The organism is Prosthecobacter sp. SYSU 5D2, assembly GCF_039655865.1.
Taxonomy (GTDB): domain Bacteria; phylum Verrucomicrobiota; class Verrucomicrobiia; order Verrucomicrobiales; family Verrucomicrobiaceae; genus Prosthecobacter.
In genome coordinates this window covers 62,399-77,415 of the sequence record NZ_JBBYXL010000006.1, presented here as the reverse complement: position 1 = coordinate 77,415, position 15,017 = coordinate 62,399, and the positions used below count along the sequence as shown (strand labels likewise).

The 15,017-nt window shown below is 57.0% G+C and carries 16 protein-coding genes; 8 read left to right on the top strand and 8 right to left on the bottom strand.

The window, feature by feature from the left end; translation table 11 throughout:
- The first annotated feature begins 81 nt into the window (after window positions 1-81).
- Together WJU23_RS11295 and WJU23_RS11290 are read left to right on the top strand one after the other, a co-directional pair.
- Window positions 82-855, top strand: a complete 774-nt coding sequence (locus WJU23_RS11295; protein WP_346332672.1) for a ParA family protein — start codon at window positions 82-84, stop codon at window positions 853-855.
- Between the two features lie 80 nt (window positions 856-935).
- Window positions 936-1,058, top strand: a complete 123-nt coding sequence (locus tag WJU23_RS11290; protein ID WP_346332671.1) for a hypothetical protein — start codon at window positions 936-938, stop codon at window positions 1,056-1,058.
- 258 nt (window positions 1,059-1,316) lie between these two features.
- Here WJU23_RS11290 and WJU23_RS11285 read toward each other — a convergent pair whose 3' ends face one another.
- Complete coding sequence (locus WJU23_RS11285; protein ID WP_346332670.1) at window positions 1,317-2,684, bottom strand: DUF1552 domain-containing protein; 1,368 nt, start codon at window positions 2,682-2,684, stop codon at window positions 1,317-1,319.
- A gap of 141 nt (window positions 2,685-2,825) precedes the next feature.
- On the opposite strand from WJU23_RS11285, the gene WJU23_RS11280 reads away from it, so the two are divergent.
- Both WJU23_RS11280 and WJU23_RS11275 read left to right on the top strand, forming a co-directional pair.
- On the top strand, window positions 2,826-3,290 hold the full coding sequence (locus WJU23_RS11280; RefSeq protein WP_346332669.1) for a plastocyanin/azurin family copper-binding protein: 465 nt from the start codon (window positions 2,826-2,828) through the stop codon (window positions 3,288-3,290).
- Window positions 3,291-3,372: 82 nt separating this feature from the next.
- Window positions 3,373-3,897 (top strand): hypothetical protein, encoded by a 525-nt coding sequence (locus tag WJU23_RS11275; protein ID WP_346332668.1) that lies wholly within the window; start codon window positions 3,373-3,375, stop codon window positions 3,895-3,897.
- A 168-nt stretch (window positions 3,898-4,065) separates the two neighbouring features.
- Here WJU23_RS11275 and sucD read toward each other — a convergent pair whose 3' ends face one another.
- Window positions 4,066-4,971: a succinate--CoA ligase subunit alpha gene (gene sucD, locus WJU23_RS11270; RefSeq protein ID WP_346332667.1), complete on the bottom strand. Its 906-nt coding sequence runs from the start codon at window positions 4,969-4,971 to the stop codon at window positions 4,066-4,068.
- A gap of 141 nt (window positions 4,972-5,112) precedes the next feature.
- Window positions 5,113-5,385 carry a transposase gene (locus tag WJU23_RS11265; protein WP_346332666.1) on the bottom strand — a complete coding sequence of 91 codons (273 nt, stop codon included), beginning with the start codon at window positions 5,383-5,385 and terminating at the stop codon, window positions 5,113-5,115.
- A 378-nt stretch (window positions 5,386-5,763) separates the two neighbouring features.
- Here WJU23_RS11265 and WJU23_RS11260 point away from each other — a divergent pair, with 378 nt between their 5' ends.
- Complete coding sequence (locus tag WJU23_RS11260; RefSeq protein WP_346332665.1) at window positions 5,764-6,192, top strand: hypothetical protein; 429 nt, start codon at window positions 5,764-5,766, stop codon at window positions 6,190-6,192.
- Window positions 6,193-6,205: 13 nt separating this feature from the next.
- Here the strand turns inward: WJU23_RS11260 and queD are convergent, their stop codons facing one another.
- Window positions 6,206-6,577, bottom strand: a complete 372-nt coding sequence (gene queD / locus WJU23_RS11255) for a 6-carboxytetrahydropterin synthase QueD (RefSeq protein WP_346332962.1) — start codon at window positions 6,575-6,577, stop codon at window positions 6,206-6,208.
- 38 nt (window positions 6,578-6,615) lie between these two features.
- Window positions 6,616-8,616, bottom strand: a complete 2,001-nt coding sequence (locus WJU23_RS11250; RefSeq protein ID WP_346332664.1) for a sulfatase — start codon at window positions 8,614-8,616, stop codon at window positions 6,616-6,618.
- Window positions 8,617-8,692: 76 nt separating this feature from the next.
- Here WJU23_RS11250 and WJU23_RS11245 point away from each other — a divergent pair, with 76 nt between their 5' ends.
- Window positions 8,693-9,895, top strand: a complete 1,203-nt coding sequence (locus WJU23_RS11245) for a right-handed parallel beta-helix repeat-containing protein (RefSeq protein WP_346332663.1) — start codon at window positions 8,693-8,695, stop codon at window positions 9,893-9,895.
- A 20-nt stretch (window positions 9,896-9,915) separates the two neighbouring features.
- Here the strand turns inward: WJU23_RS11245 and WJU23_RS11240 are convergent, their stop codons facing one another.
- From WJU23_RS11240 to WJU23_RS11230, 3 genes are all read right to left on the bottom strand, one after another.
- Entirely contained in the window at window positions 9,916-10,476 is a 561-nt protein-coding gene (locus tag WJU23_RS11240; protein ID WP_346332662.1) for a hypothetical protein, read from the bottom strand.
- A gap of 200 nt (window positions 10,477-10,676) precedes the next feature.
- On the bottom strand, window positions 10,677-11,924 hold the full coding sequence (locus WJU23_RS11235; protein WP_346332661.1) for an ATP-binding protein: 1,248 nt from the start codon (window positions 11,922-11,924) through the stop codon (window positions 10,677-10,679).
- A gap of 132 nt (window positions 11,925-12,056) precedes the next feature.
- The gene (locus WJU23_RS11230) at window positions 12,057-12,767 is read right to left on the bottom strand and encodes a response regulator transcription factor (protein ID WP_346332660.1); all 711 of its coding nucleotides are present in this window, start codon (window positions 12,765-12,767) and stop codon (window positions 12,057-12,059) included.
- A 183-nt stretch (window positions 12,768-12,950) separates the two neighbouring features.
- Between WJU23_RS11230 and WJU23_RS11225 the strand changes: the two genes are divergently transcribed.
- Together WJU23_RS11225 and WJU23_RS11220 are read left to right on the top strand one after the other, a co-directional pair.
- Window positions 12,951-14,093, top strand: coding sequence for a glycosyltransferase family 1 protein (locus WJU23_RS11225; protein ID WP_346332659.1), 1,143 nt, complete (start codon window positions 12,951-12,953; stop codon window positions 14,091-14,093).
- A 31-nt stretch (window positions 14,094-14,124) separates the two neighbouring features.
- A complete protein-coding gene (locus tag WJU23_RS11220) occupies window positions 14,125-15,015 on the top strand; it encodes a UDP-2,3-diacylglucosamine diphosphatase (protein WP_346332658.1) in 891 nt (296 codons plus the stop codon).
- The last annotated feature ends 2 nt before the right edge of the window (window positions 15,016-15,017 follow it).

Here is a 15,017-nt window from a genome sequence, read left to right as displayed (position 1 = left end):
TCCCAACCATTTCTCCGTGAATTCCATTTCTTTCTGGCGCGGGGCATGGTTCCCGTTCAATGTCGCCCGTCAAGGCAACTTATGCGGATAGTCGCGATCACCAATCAAAAGGGCGGGGTGGGAAAAACAACCACTGCTGTCAATCTCTCGGCATGTCTCGCCCAACTGGGACAGCGCTGTCTCCTCATTGACCTCGACTCCCAGGGCAATGCGACCAGCGGCCTCGGTCTGGCCAAGGAAGAAGGCGGCAGCATCTATTCCGCCCTGGTGGAAGGAACGGATCCGCATGACGTCATCCGCAGCACCCGGCTGCCGAATCTATCCATCATCCGCAGCCATCAGGAGCTGGCAGGGTGTGAGATCGAACTGGCCCAGCGTGGCAATCACCTGACAAGACTGCGTGAAGTCCTGGACCAGCTTCGGGCGACGAACCATTTCGACTACGTCTTTCTGGACTGCCCGCCTTCCCTGGGAGTCCTGATGACATCCGCCCTGGCTGCTGCTGATGAAATGCTGGTGCCGATCCAGTGCGAATACTTTGGCCTGGAAGGGCTGTCCAGCATCGTGCAAGTGGTGCAGCAGATCCGCGATTGCGGGGTGAATCCCAATCTGCTGCTTGAGGGCATAGTCATGACGATGTTCGACCAGCGGGCCAACCTTTCCAACCAGGTGGTCAATGACGTGAAGAACTACTTCGCAGAAGTCATCTATGATGCCATCATCCCGCGCACCGTCCGTTTGGGCGAGGCTCCAAGCTATGGTAAATCCATCATCGAGTATGAGCCCTCTGGAAAGGGTGCTCAGGCGTACCGAGCATTGGCATTAGAATTTCTTGCGCGTCGCGCGGCCAAGTAATTCAGCTATCAGAGCTGCCTTCAGGTTCATCTGAGAAATTAGTGCATTTGTCAGGAACCCGTGAATAGGGTTTTTGACTCATGATGCGCGTAGATGCGCAGCTGAAGGAAGTCCACGTCGCGATAGCCGTAGGCCATGCGTCCGTCTCGCGAGCGGACCGCCAGGGTGATGCGACCCTCCGCACCAGTGAGGTCAAACCGTGACAAATGATGCTCCGCGGGAAATACCCGACCACCCGCAAAAATGATTCAGCCAGGAGCTGGTGTCACGCCGCGGAATGAAAACACCTTCCCTCTCCTCCCCTGAAGTTTCATCCCAGACCACGGCGACGCGGTGGGCGGCGTTCTCACTGGGCAGACCGCAAAAACGCGGAAGCCAGCCGGGACGGATCTGCTCCAGCCGGATGAGGCAAATCCCGGCGATCGCGTAGCCCCGGTGCAAACGCCCCACCGAGCAAGCACTCAGCTAACCTCCAGCACACCTGTGCTATCACCCACTTTTTCCGCGCGAACGCCGAGGCGGTCGAGCATGGAAAGATAGAGGTTGGTCATGGGTGTTTCACCAGGAAGTACGATGCGCTTTCCGGGCGTCCAGGTGCCGCCGGCTCGGCCTGCCAGGAGGATTGGCAGGTTGTCGTGGTTGTGGCGGTTACCATCGCCGATGCCGCCGCCGAAGACGATCATGCTGCTGTCCAGCAGGTTGCCATCGCCTTCTTTGGTGGCTTTCAGCTTGTCCAGGAAATAGCCAAACTGGCGCATGTAGAAGGCATCAATTTTGGCGATTTTCGCCAGCTTTTGCTCATCGCTTTCGTGATGGGAAAGGTAGTGGTGAGCATCCGGCACGCCGATCTGAGGGAAGCTGCGGTTGCTGCCGTCATGGGCCAGCATGAAGGTGCTGAGGCGGGTGGTATCCGTCTGGAAAGCCAGGGTCAGGAGGTCAAACATCATGTGGATGTGCTCCTCATAAGAATCCGGGATACCTTCCGGCACCGGATAGTCTTTGGGCAGCGTCGCCGTGAATTTCTCGGCGCGCTCGATGCGCATCTCGATGTCGCGTACGCTGCTGTAGTATTCGTCCAGCTTGCGTTTGTCATTGCCACTGACCTTGTTTTGGAGGGACTTGGCCTCCCCCAGGACAGTATCCAGGATGCTCTTTTGCAGGCGCTGGCGGCGTGCGCCCTCAGCCCCTTTGGCGCTGGAGGCCCCATAACCAAAAAGACGTTCAAAGACCAGGCGCGGGTCCATTTCAGGAGCCATCGGCATGGTTTCATTTTTCCAGGCCAGGTTAAACTGGTAGGCGCAGGAATAACCGCTGTCGCAGCGGCCGGAGCTGCGCTGCCCGTCGGTGCTCAGTTCCAACGATGGCAGGCGGGTCAGATGGCCGATCTTCTGCGCGGCAATCTGATCCACAGAAACGCCCAGCTGGATGTCCGAGCCGGCCGTCTTTTTCGGCATGCAGCCGGTGAGGAAGGTGGAGGTGGCGCGGGCATGATCCCCACCGCCATTGCCATGAGAGCGGGCCAGGTCCTGGGCCAAACCGGAGACCACCATGAATTCATTGCGATGCCGCTCGATCTCTTTGAGCGTGGGGCTCAGCTCGTAGCTGCTGCCTTCGCCTGTTGGGAACCACTGTTTCACGTTCACTCCATTGGGAATGTAAAGCCAGGCGGCGCGCATGGGTGCCTTCGCCGGAGCCTTGGCAGCCGCCGCAAAAGCCCGGCCACCCAGGGATTCCAGGAAGGGCAGAGACATCATCGTGCCCAGTCCGCGGAGGACATGGCGGCGGCTCATCTGATGCGCGGCGGCGGCGGTTTCGTGGAAAGGATTCATGCGTGTTAGGACTGTACGGAGATACGTCGCTTAAACTTTCCTTGACGCAAATGGCAAACTTCGCGCCAAGTTGACGAAATTGGTTGAAAATTACCGCCTTCCACTGCCGATTAGCGTATTACCCCCGCGAACATACATTCCATGAAGAAATTAGCTGCCCTTACCGCCATCGCCCTGCTTTCCATCAACGTCGCCGCCCAGGAGGCCGACGTCGCCATCATTGAACTCAAGCCCCATGCCAGCAATCCGCTCGGCTATGACAAAACCGACCTCACCGTCAAAGCCGGCCAGCAGGTAAAACTGACCTTCAACAACACTGGCAGCGTGGCCCCCCAGCCGCATAACTTCCTGCTCATCAAAACCGGCAAGGAGATGGCCGTAGGTGCCCAGGCCAACCAGATGATGACCGACCCTCAGGCCATGGCCAAGGGTTACATCCCGGATGCCTCCAAAGATGACATCCTGGCTCATACCAAGCTGATCATGCCCAACGGCACGGAAACCATCGAATTCACGGCCCCTGCGGAAGCTGGTGACTATCCCTACATGTGCACCTTCCCCGGCCACTGGCTGCTCATGAAAGGCGTGATGCACGTTACGAAATAAGCCTGTCTTTTTTGACTCCGAGGGCGGACCCATAAGTCCGCCCTTTTCCATATCTGAAACCCAACCTGTTCCGCTCATCACCATGAAAATTCTTTTCACCACTCTCGCCCTCATCGGCCTCTCCACCCTTGGCCTCCAGGCCGAAGAGGCCAAAGTCGCCGCCGGCAATCTTAACTTCACACTGCCTGCCAGCGGCTGGACATCCGTCCCCACCAGCAGCCCCATGCGCGCCGCCACCCTCAAAATCGAGGTGGAAGGTGCCGAGCCTCTGGAAGCCATCTTCTATTACTTCGGCCCCGGCCAGGGCGGTGACACGAAAGCGAACATTGACCGCTGGCTCGGCCAGTTTGCAAGCCCGCCTGAATCCAAGACAGAAGAACTGGATGCCAATGGAACCAAGATCAGTCTGGTAACCGCCACCGGCACTTACAATGATGGAGCCATGTTTGGCCCCAAAACCCCCAAGGCTGACTACACCCTCCTCGGTGCCATCATTCCCGGCCCCGATGCCCCGGTCTTCATCAAGCTCACCGGCCCGAAAGACGCAGTCGCCAAGATCACAGAAGATTTCAAAAAGCTCTCCCTCAGCCCTTTCGCCGCCAAATGAGTGTTTAAACGCTAACTGCATTTCTAGTTTCAGGGAGCCAGCTCGAATGAGCTGGCTCTTTTTTTTGGGTGAGCCTGCCATACACGCTATCAAAAAAAACGCATCCCGTTTTCACAGGATGCGCCAGAAACAGAGCAGGCAGGAGCGCCCGCTTCACACTTGAGGTGCTTACTTGCCCCAGACCTTCAGCAGGGCGGCGGCCATGTCTGCGGGGGAGTCGGCGACGGAGATGCCGCATTCGGAAAGGATGCGCTTCTTGGCTTCGGCCGTGTCATCTGCACCGCCGATGATGGCGCCAGCGTGGCCCATGCGTCGTCCTGGAGGAGCTGTGGCACCGGCGATGAAGGCGGCGATGGGTTTCTTGCAGTTGTCCTTGGCCCAGCGTCCGGCTTCCACTTCGGCATTGCCGCCGATTTCGCCTATCATAATGATGGCTTCGGTTTCCGGGTCCTCGTTGAACATTTTGAGGATGTCCAGATGGTTGGTGCCGTTGACCGGATCTCCACCGATTCCGACGCAGGTACTCTGACCGTAACCACGGGTGGTGAGCTGCCAGACAGCCTCGTAGGTGAGGGTGCCGGAGCGGCTGACGACGCCGACATTGCCGCGCTTGTGAATGTAACCGGGGGCGATGCCGATGCGGCAGCCGCCGTGGGATTTTTCGCCCAGGCCAGGAGTGACCAGACCGGGGCAGTTCGGCCCGATGAGGCGGGTCTTGCTGCCTTTCATGGCGGCCTTCACGCGGATCATGTCATTGACCGGGATGCCTTCCGTGATGGCGACGACGAGGTCCATACCGGCATCTACGCCTTCCAGGATGGCATCGGCAGCAAAGGGGGGCGGCACAAAGATGACGCTGACGGTCGCGCCGGTTTCTTTGGCGGCTTGAGAGACGGAGTCAAACACCGGCACCTTATGGCTGCCATGGTCAAAGGTCTGGCCACCTTTGCCAGGGGTCACACCGGCCACAAGCTGGGTGCCATAATCAAGGGAGGCTTTGGCGTGACGGGAACCGAAGTCCCCCGTGATGCCTTGGACGAGAATGCGAGTGTTTGTGTCAACGAGGATGGCCATGATAGAGAGGGGCGTAAAAATCTGTGCAGCCCGGCGCTCGGGCACGGCATCATAGAAAGGCACTGCGTAGCGTCAAGGAAGCGCCGGAATAAAATCCAATTGGCAACGCATTTCGTTTCATCCGGGAAGTTTGTGCATTGGTCAGAAGCCCGTGAATATGATTTCTGACTCATGGCTCCGCGTAGAGATGCACAGGTGAAGGAAGTCCACGTCACGGCAGCCGTAGGCCATGCGTAAGAGGCGTCTGATTTTGTTGTTGATGTCCTCCATAATCCCGGAGCTGATCGGGTGGTCATAATAGCTGAGGATCTGCCTGTCGGGAGGCAATTCGTTGGGCAGCTTGATGATATGGAAGTGGTTGAAGACCAGCGCGGCCTCAGGCCAGTGCTCGTTGATCGCTCCAATACGGGGCACAGGATGGAGTCCTCTTTAACCACGAGATGGAACTCCACCCGGCTCAACCTACTTCGTGCTGCATTATTCCTAGCCCTCGCGCAGCATGCCAAACGCATGATATAACAAACTTTGGCTCATTCCTCACCATTGCCATCCGCTTTTCCTTCTGCACTAACTTCCCGGCTAAACCTGCTTTCAACTAAGCCGCGAAAGCTATCAGAATCAATAAGTTGTTCTAACGAACAGTTTAGAATAAAAATATCAACAAGTGTAAATATTTAGTTGGCACTTACCGTATGATGTTTATTATCGGCTCTAATTATTATGATTCGTCCAGCTCTCCCGATCATGCACCTGGCTGAGCCTGCTGCCCGCCAGAAGACCACCCAGACATCCGTGTCTGGTTTTGATGTCGCTTTCGTTCTTACTTCCGCCCTGGTTATTGTGGGCGGTTGTTTCTTCATGCTTGATGTCGCTTCCGCACGCAGTCTGGGGCATGACAGTACTGCTTTAAGCATGGTGGCTGAAACTACCACTCTGCTGCCCAGTCTGGCTCAGATGGCTGGCAAGTATGCTCTCCTGTTTCTGGCCAGCATCGTGAATTCTGCTCTGATTGTTCTTCTAGTTCAGAGCCTGCGCTCCCTTGATTTCAAGATGAGCCGGTTCAAGCCTAAAATGGCCATGGGAGGTCTGCAGACTTCTAAAAAAGCTCAGAACGTCCGTGGCAAGCGCGCTCACCTTGAAGGCCAGCGCGCAGGCAAACGCCGCGAGGCATCTGCCGCTCGCAGTTCCAGTCCGTTTCTGCTCTCGCCGGTATTTCGCTAGCAGTATCGGCCCCTTAAAACTCCCCACGAAATACACAGCGTGCCGTCGGGGTTTCGTAGATGACGATTTCGCACAGGCCTGGAAGCTGGGGTGACAGCTTTTTCCAAAGCCAGGCGGCCATGTTTTCGATGGTGGGGTTTTCCAGGCCTTCGATCTCATTGAGGTAGGCGTGGTCCATGCGGTCGAGCAGGGGTTTCATGGCTTTGCTGATTTCGGCGTGGTCATAGACCCAGCCGATGTGCGGGTCCACCTCGCCCTCAATGGCGATCTCCACTTTGAAACTATGACCGTGCATCTGGGTGCACTTGTGGTCGCCAGGGAGGTTAGGCAGCGTTTGGGCGGCCTCGAAACGGAAGTCTTTAATGATGCGGCAGCGCATGAGAATTTTGGGAGTGACGGCAATAACCCGGTTATGACCACAGGTCAATTGCCCGGCTTGGCGATGGTTTCCTTCGGTGGAGTGATGGTGACACGCAGGCGCTGTATGCTGCCATCCCAAGGGGTGCTGTTGGGATAGGCTTTTGCACCTAGCGGGCCGAAGCTCTGGCCTGCACTCAGCCCTTGTTTGGGCTGAGTGGGGAAGCCGTGTGGGAATGGCGTGGGGCCCAGGACCTCGCTGCGACCTGGTACGGCCAGAGACATGAGCCCGTCGGCATCAATCATCGCGCGGACATTGCACGGACCCGCCGTCAGCCCGTCACCCGTGATGGAGGTGGCTTTGCCATCCATCAAGATGCTGAGGGTGGGCTTGCCCGCGACGAGATGCAGCGACCAGCCCATTTGCTCTCCTCCTTGGGAAACCAAGGTGCTGTCGGAATCCACACGCGGATTGTATTCAAAGGCGGCATCTATAAACAGCCCGCTGCCGAGGATATTGGGGGATTCTTCAGCGTTGAGTTCATCACCAATCTGGAGTTTCAGGTGGACTCCGCCATCAGCACTGGGGGTCACACCCACCTCGGCGGCGGGACGGGAGGCGCGTTTGAACTCTTTGGGAAAGTATGCCGCCAGTTCCTGCTTCACGCTCTCGTGGGCAGGGTCACCGGCGAGGTTGTTCCACTCATGCGGGTCGTTTTGATGATCGTAGAATTCTTCACTGCCATCGGCATAACGGATGTAACGCCAGCGATCGCTGCGGGCCGCATAGCTGGCACGGTCCCCTCCCCCCATGGTGGTGATGGCCGGGCCGGTCGTTTTTGCGGAGGGATCGCGCAGCAAGGGCAGGAGGCTGTGGCCATCCAGGTGCTCAGGTTTGGCCACCTTCACCAGATCACAGAAAGTGGGGAACAGGTCTATCAGAGATACAGGCTGATCACTGACGCTGTCTTCCTGGGTGATGCCTGGAGCATAGATGCTGAGAGGGACGCGGGTGGTCTCCTCCCACAGCCTTCCCTTGTGCCACATCTTCTTTTCTCCCAGATACCAACCGTGGTCAGAAGTGAAGACGACGATGGTGTTTTTGGCATTGGGGCCAGAGGCCAGGGCATCCAGCAGGCGGCCGAGCATGGCATCACAAAAGGCGATATTGGCCAGATAGGCCTGCACAGCTTCCTTCCATTTGTCCTTTTGCGTGATGAGATCATGATGGCTGCCGGGCTTGTCGTGGCCTTTGGCAAAAGCGGGGACATCGGCCAAGTCATCCTCCTTCACCTCAGGCAACTGGATGCTCTCCAGTGGAAACTGGTCGAAATACTTTTGCGGCACGTACCATGGGGAGTGTGGCCGGTAAAGACCGACGGAGAGGAAGAAGGGTTTGCGGGGTTTCTTTTTGAGGTAATCAGACGCCCAGGTGACCACCGCTCCATCATCGGTGAGTTCATCCGGCAGATTAAGCTGGCCCCAGTCCCAATGCCACATGTCCAGGCCATTGAAATTCTGACCGGTATGAACGGGCAGATCCGGGATCTGCACGCCGGGCTCAGGAAAACGTGTTTCCCAGACAGCATCCTGCTCAAACCCGCGCCGCCCGCCATGCCAGCCGGTGAGCCGTCCATCAGGACCGCCATGGTTGGCATGAAAAATTTTGCCCCCAGCAGCGGTGGCAAATCCCATGTTCTTGAAATGCTCAGGCAGGGTCGGCTTGCCGGCCACCTGAACACTGCGACGCCAGTCCTGCTCATTGCCAAAGACGCCGCTGGAGGAGGGTAGCATGCCAGTCAGCAGGCTGGTGCGGGATGGATTGCAGAGGGCGTAGTTGCAGTGGGCGTTGGTGAAACGCATGCCCATTTTGGCCAGGCGGTCCATGTTCGGCGTCCGGGCCTGCGGATGGCCGCCCATCCAACCGACATAATCCTTCAAATCATCGGCTATGACAAACAGCACATTGGGCTTGCCATAGGCGCTACGAGTTTTCGGCGTGGCAGCCTGGAGGGGGAAGGCTCCGAAACAAAGGAGAAGGAGGAAAAGTCGACCGGAGGAAAGCATTGGCCATACTGGAGCATTATCAGGATAGCTTGCAACTCATGCGCACAATTCGGTTTATTTGAAACGTAGGTCTGCCATGCGCTTCGCTCCCCTGCTCTGCTTCCTGTTCACCACCGCCGTTACTGCTGCCGATAATGACCCCGTAACCGTGGATGCGACCAAGTATCCCACGCTCCAGGCGGCCTTCGATGCCGTACCGGTCACGGGAGGACTGGTGATCCTGCCCCCTGGGAAATTTGAGATCACCGAGCCCCTGCGCATCCAAACGGAGGATACGCGGGTGGTAGGAGCGGGTGCGGCGACGTGCATCGTCAATAAAAACGAAGACGGGCAGCCTGCGCTGATTTTGCGCCCCCCTAATCTGGACAAAGACAAAAAGGCCAAACTCTGGCGCGTCCAACTGGCTGATTTCCGCATCCAGGGCCAGGAGAAAAGCGGCGACGGGATCTTCGCCCACGGTATCCAGGAAATTTACCTCAACGGCATGTCAGTGGACCACAACGGCGCTCATGGCATCCATTTGCTGGACTGTTATGAAGACCCGCGCATCACCGGCTGCATCCTCACGTATAACAAAAAGTGCGGCATCGAGATCATCAACTGCCACGATATCGTCGTGAATGCGAACCACTTTGAAGAAAATGAAGATGCCCTGCACTGCACGGACTCCTTCAATCTGTGCATGAACGGCAACAACATTGACGACCACCTCCGGCACGGTGTGATCATTGAGAACACCTACGGCTCGGTGGTCAGCGGCAACATGATCGAGGAATGCAACGGCACCGCTGTCATCCTGGACCGTGACTGTTACGGCATCACCCTCAGCGCTAACGTCATTGCCCATCATCTTGAAGGCGGCATTGATCTCAGGGATGCCCATGGATGCGCCGTCAGTGCCAATACCTTCACCATCGCCCACAAATTCTCCGTGCGTGTCAGCAAAGATTCCGGCCGCATCACCCTTTCAGCGAACAATTTCTGCAACACCTACATCGGTTCAGGCCAGGACAAGCGTCCGGCGGAAGGCAAAACGCCGATGAGCATTGACGAAGGCACCGGCATTCTTTTGGAAGGCGCCTCCCATTGCACCATCAGCGCCAATACATTCAGCGGACTCTCCACGGCCGCCATCTGGAGCACTTCCGCCTGCAAAGGTATGCTTATTTCCCAAAACCTGGCTGCGGACTGCGGTCGTAAACTGGCAGCAGGCAGCGCATGGTTCGCGGTGGAATCAGACACTCCAGGTTTTATCACGAACAACCTGGAAGCGAGGTGAAAAAACCACGCACTGATTCCTCAAGGTTTTCTCAGCCAGGCCAGAAAGCCCCGCTCTTTCTTGGCCGGAAGTGGAGGCTGCATTGCAGGTCGGGAAACAGGAATTTCAGCCGGCTCTTTTGAGATTGGAGTCGCAGGGGGCGCTTTGGAGCCGCCCTGGGGAACAGAGGCGGGGGACCCGTTTTGATCGGATTCCGAACTGGGGGAATTCGACCATAGATCCGGGGCCGTCTCCTGTGTGATGGGAATAACGATGGTATCCGGCAAGACCGAATTGATATTGGCTGATGCTGAGGTGGAAGGCAGGTCTTCTTCTATTTCAACATAAACGGGAGCAGACTTGAGCAGCGAAGATTCTGGCAGTTCCGGGGCTGGCTTAGAGGCTGGCGGAGTGAACAAGGAAGGTGGAGGAAGTAAAGCAGCGCGCAGATCCTCCAACGACATTTCCTCCACCGGGTCGTCATCCATGAAGGGGCTTGAGGGCGGACAGAACTCCGCCGAATCCGTTGCCTCGGGCATCACAATGACCGGCGTTTCCGTTTTCGGCAATGTCTTCTGGCCCTGTTTCTGGCGGCGGCGCATGGCGAGCCAGGCCAGACCTGCCATGACGAGCGCTCCGCCCATTTTAGCGCGCGTACCAATTACCGTGCCAGCAGCGACAAAGACAGCCACCTGGCCCAGGTGGCCGGGGCTGACAGGATCGGAGGGTTGGACCGTGGTATTCCTCTGGAACATTGTAATTCCACAGGCTACGCGATGTCGTGCCCAGAGCAACTCTGCTTTCAGCCTGCGTTTTGCACAGCCAGAGGCACTCGGATTTTAAATGCAGTCTCGACTCCTGGAGTACTGGTCAGTTCGATCGTTCCGCCGTGTGCTTCCACGGTACGCCGGACGATGCTAAGGCCCAGGCCCGTGCCTTTGATTTCCGGGGAGTGATGCTTGTGGCCTCGGAAGAATCTTTTGAAAACAAACGGCAGATCGTGGGCCGGAATGCCGATGCCATTGTCACGGATGGTGATCAGGCAATGGTCAGCAAACCACTGGCCTTTGACATGGATGACAAGTCCGGGATTGGGGTTTTCTTTGAGTGAGTTTTCCAGAAGGTTGGTGAAGACCTGGTCCCAGTAAAAGCGGTCACCTATCATGAGACCGCCGTCGGAGGGGAAATCCAGTTCCAGGCGGGTGTCCCGTCCTTCCAGCATGGGTGCCAGGTGATCCAGCGCGTCCTGAACACAGGCACGGGCGGTGAAAGACTCCAAATTCAACGCAGAGGTACCATTTTCCAGCCGGGAGATGGTCAGCATGTCCTCAATGATGCGAATGATGCGCTTGCCATGCTTTTCCATGACACTGAGGCAGTGTTTCATGCCGGCATCATCCTTGATCACACCGCTTTGCAGGGTCTCGATGTATCCGTTGATAAGGGTCAGCGGGGTGCGCAGCTCATGGGAGGCGTTCGCCACAAAATCCTTCCTGACCTGCTCGGCCAGGGTCTGCTCGGTGATGTCATAGACCATGAGCCAGGCTCCAGCCTCCGCTTTCGCGGGAAGGGGTGCGGCCTCGATGAGATAATGACGCGTATTCACCGCTCCCGAGGCGAGGGAGGTGCTCAGTTCGATTTCTTTCACCGTGCGCCGCTGGTTTTGCAAAGCTGTATGGACGGTATCGCTGACCTGGTGATCGGCAAACTCCTCCAGAAGCGTCCTCCCCCGATGCACGGAGGCACGATGAAAAAGATGGCCCATGGTCCGGTTGCAAAACTTGATCCGCTGCTGGTTGTCCACGATCACCACACCCTGGCGGATTTCGTTCAGCAGGGATTCAAAAAGCCGCCGCAGATACTCTTCTTTGTTGAGGCTGCTTTCCGCCTCCATCAGGCCTTGGAAGCGCGCCGCCAGCTTGTCCGCCTCAAAGATCTTCAACCCTGCCGAGCGGGTGATCTGCTCCACGCTCCGCCGCCAGTATTGCTCACGCCTCCACGCCCACGCTGCGAGCAGAATGAAGGCAAGACTGAGCAAGGTAAGGGTCATGAATGAGGAAGAATACGAAACATCAGAGGCAGGAACGTCCGGTCAGTCCAGGAACTACGGCGTAAAAAGGAAAACCCGGGAGAATGGCGCAACCGGCAGCTGCGCAGTCCAAGGTTTTTCCTGCAGGCTTGTTCATTCCACTGATGCGTTGGCAGCCACGGCAGAGGCATCCGGAATGAACTGATACCCCGTGCCCCGGACCGTGATGATATGGCGCCCGGCCTCACCGAGCTTTTCACGGAGGCGTTTGATATGGGTATCCAGAGTGCGCGTCGCGACATCGTCTGAATAGCCCCAGACTTCTCGCAGGAGTTCCGCACGGGTGTGAACGGCAGCCACGTTTTCCAAAAGCACAGCCAGCAGTTTGAACTCAGTAGTGGTCAAATCAATGGACTGGCCGTTGTGGAAGAACTTCATGTTTTTGCGGTCCAGCAAAAAGGCGCCCATCTTGACTTCCGAGACATGGGTCACCTTTTTAGTGCGCCGGAGAATGGCTGAAATGCGCAAGGAAAGCTCACGGGGAGAGAAGGGTTTGGTGAGATAATCATCCGCCCCCAGCTCCAGCCCGTTGATTTTATCCGTCACCTGGGCCCGTGCGGTGAGCATGATGACCGGCACGCTGCGGGTGCGGCTGTCGGCACGGATACGTTTAAAAACCGTCACCCCGTCCTGCCCTGGCAGCATGATGTCCAGCACGACGAGATCCGGCTCCTGTTCGATGATGGCATTCATGACCTGCAGCCCATTGGTGATGCAGACACATTCGTGTCCCTCACGCATAAGATGCAGGGTGATCAGTTCCGAAATATCCGGCTCGTCATCAACTACCAAGATTTTGCTCATATAATAGCAGCCGTTTACACAAGGGTCAGGGCAGCCACCAAACTGTTCTTGGTGACGTGTCCGTCACAAAGTGACATGGGGCGCTCTTAAATTTCAACTTATACCGTGACGCATTCGTCACAATGCAGCACTTTGTGAGACGGACAATCTGCTCTCTGTAACACCGGTATCGCCTATTGTGACATGAGGTTCCTGCTCATCACTGACACATTCCCACCCGACATCAACGGGGTGGCCAGGACTCTTGCGACCCTGGCGGAGGGACTGAAAACGAGGGGCCATGAGGTGGAAGTCGTCACGACATTGGAAGCGGATCGTGACCAGAAGGACGAATCCTGCAAACGCCACACCGTCATGGCCATGCCCCTGCCTGGGTATCCCGGCTTGCGCATGGGGTTCACGACCACCTGGCAGATGCTGGCGCTATATGAGGAATTCAAACCGGATGCGCTTTATGTCGCCACGGAGACACCGCTGGGCATCGCAGGCATCCGCGCGGCCAGCAAGATGGGCATTCCCGTCGTCTCGGGATTCCATACGAATTTTCAAACTTATCTGGAGGATTACGCATTGCCTGGTCTGGAGAACGTAGCCCAGGGCCTGCTCCGCAGCATTCATAACCAGACCGCCCGCACGTTGACCCCGAGCGCCGATACAGCGGCCATGCTAGAAAAATGGGGCATTCACAATGTCGGCGTTTTGGGGCGCGGAGTGAATACTGAGTTATTTGACCCGGCACGTCGTGATGCCGCCCTGAGGAAAAGCTGGGGTGCGGATGAACAGACTCCAGTGGCCATTTATGTGGGCCGGGTGGCGGCGGAAAAGAACCTGGAACTTCTGGCCAAGGCCTTTGCCACCTTCCGCGAGGCGCACCCTGATTCACCCTGCGTGGTCGTTGGGGACGGTCCCAAGCTGAAGAGCCTGCAGGCAGACCATCCTGAATTTCACTATGCTGGATCCCGCACCGGGGAGGAGCTGGCGGCTCACTATGCCAGCGGAGATGTCTTTGTCTTTCCAAGCATCACAGAGACGTTTGGCAACGTCGTCCTCGAGGCGATGTCCAGTGCCTTGATGACCGTGGCTTTTGATTATGCCGCTCCGCGCCAGCTTATTCAAAATGGCAAAAATGGACTGCTGGCCCCGTTTAATGATGAAGCAGCGTTTCTGAACCAGGTGCGCGCTGCTTCTGTCACCTGGAATGACCAGCCCCAGCGGCAGGCTGCCCGGCAGGCTGCGCATCGCCTGGGCTGGCAGCGGGTAATCGAGCAATTTGAAACTGAACTTACCCAGGTCATAGCGGAAAAAACCGCCAAAGACCTGGCTTGACCGCCCGCCATTTAACCGCGTTCTCTGCCCCATGCCTGAAGACCCTGAAGAACCCTCCGATGCCCCGGCCATTCCAGGGAAAAACAAAACGAAGCTGCGAGCGCGCACTGTTTTCATTTCAGACGTCCACCTGGGCATGCCCGACTGCAAAGCTGCGCAGGCCTCTCACTTCATCCGCAACATCCACTGTGACAAGCTGGTCCTGAACGGAGATATCATTGATGTCTGGCATCTGAAACGCCTGGGCGGCTGGAGCAAAGCGCACACACACTTCATCCGCACCGTCCTGAAAAAGATGGAAAAGGAGAACACACAGATCATCTACCTGCGTGGCAACCACGATGACATTCTGGACCGGTTCATTCCTATCCAGCTGGACAATTTCCTCATCACTGATGAGCACATCCATAAAACCCGGCGGGGGGATTATCTGGTGGTGCACGGAGATGGCTTTGATCACGTCACCACCAACCATCCTTGGATCGCCAAGCTGGGCGGCATCGGCTACAACTTGCTGCTGCGGATCAACCGCGCCTATAACTGGTACCGGAGGGTGCGCGGTAAAGAAAGCTTTTCACTCAGCCGCTGGGTGAAGTTGAAAGTGAAGTCCGCCGTCAGCTTTGTGGGCAAATATGAGGAGCAGCTCCAGGAGCTGGCCAAGGCGAAAGGCTGCAAGGGCATCATCTGCGGCCACATCCACAGTCCTGCCAACAAGCTTGTTGGGGAGACACATTATCTAAATTCCGGCGACTGGGTGGAGTCCCTCACCGCCATCATGGAATACGACAACGGAGAATTTGAAGTCATCACCTATGACCAGTTTTGTGAGCGCACCAACCGCGAACCCAAAGGGGATGCAGTGGTGGCGGAAGTTTCAAACGAGAACATTTTAGGTGTCGAAAATGTCACCGTGCCCATGTAGTC

What these genes read in the sequence shown, in the direction of transcription:
- WJU23_RS11295 (WP_346332672.1), top strand. Translation starts at nt 82, where the DNA reads ATGCGGATAGTCGCGATCACCAATCAAAAGGGCGGGGTGGGAAAAACA.
- WJU23_RS11290 (WP_346332671.1), top strand. Translation starts at nt 936, where the DNA reads ATGATGCGCGTAGATGCGCAGCTGAAGGAAGTCCACGTCGCGATAGCC.
- WJU23_RS11285 (WP_346332670.1), bottom strand. Translation starts at nt 2,684, where the DNA reads ATGAATCCTTTCCACGAAACCGCCGCCGCCGCGCATCAGATGAGCCGC.
- WJU23_RS11280 (WP_346332669.1), top strand. Translation starts at nt 2,826, where the DNA reads ATGAAGAAATTAGCTGCCCTTACCGCCATCGCCCTGCTTTCCATCAAC.
- WJU23_RS11275 (WP_346332668.1), top strand. Translation starts at nt 3,373, where the DNA reads ATGAAAATTCTTTTCACCACTCTCGCCCTCATCGGCCTCTCCACCCTT.
- sucD (WP_346332667.1), bottom strand. Translation starts at nt 4,971, where the DNA reads ATGGCCATCCTCGTTGACACAAACACTCGCATTCTCGTCCAAGGCATC.
- WJU23_RS11250 (WP_346332664.1), bottom strand. Translation starts at nt 8,616, where the DNA reads ATGCTTTCCTCCGGTCGACTTTTCCTCCTTCTCCTTTGTTTCGGAGCC.
- WJU23_RS11245 (WP_346332663.1), top strand. Translation starts at nt 8,693, where the DNA reads ATGCGCTTCGCTCCCCTGCTCTGCTTCCTGTTCACCACCGCCGTTACT.
- WJU23_RS11240 (WP_346332662.1), bottom strand. Translation starts at nt 10,476, where the DNA reads ATGCGCCGCCGCCAGAAACAGGGCCAGAAGACATTGCCGAAAACGGAA.
- WJU23_RS11235 (WP_346332661.1), bottom strand. Translation starts at nt 11,924, where the DNA reads ATGACCCTTACCTTGCTCAGTCTTGCCTTCATTCTGCTCGCAGCGTGG.
- WJU23_RS11230 (WP_346332660.1), bottom strand. Translation starts at nt 12,767, where the DNA reads ATGAGCAAAATCTTGGTAGTTGATGACGAGCCGGATATTTCGGAACTG.
- WJU23_RS11225 (WP_346332659.1), top strand. Translation starts at nt 12,951, where the DNA reads ATGAGGTTCCTGCTCATCACTGACACATTCCCACCCGACATCAACGGG.
- WJU23_RS11220 (WP_346332658.1), top strand. Translation starts at nt 14,125, where the DNA reads ATGCCTGAAGACCCTGAAGAACCCTCCGATGCCCCGGCCATTCCAGGG.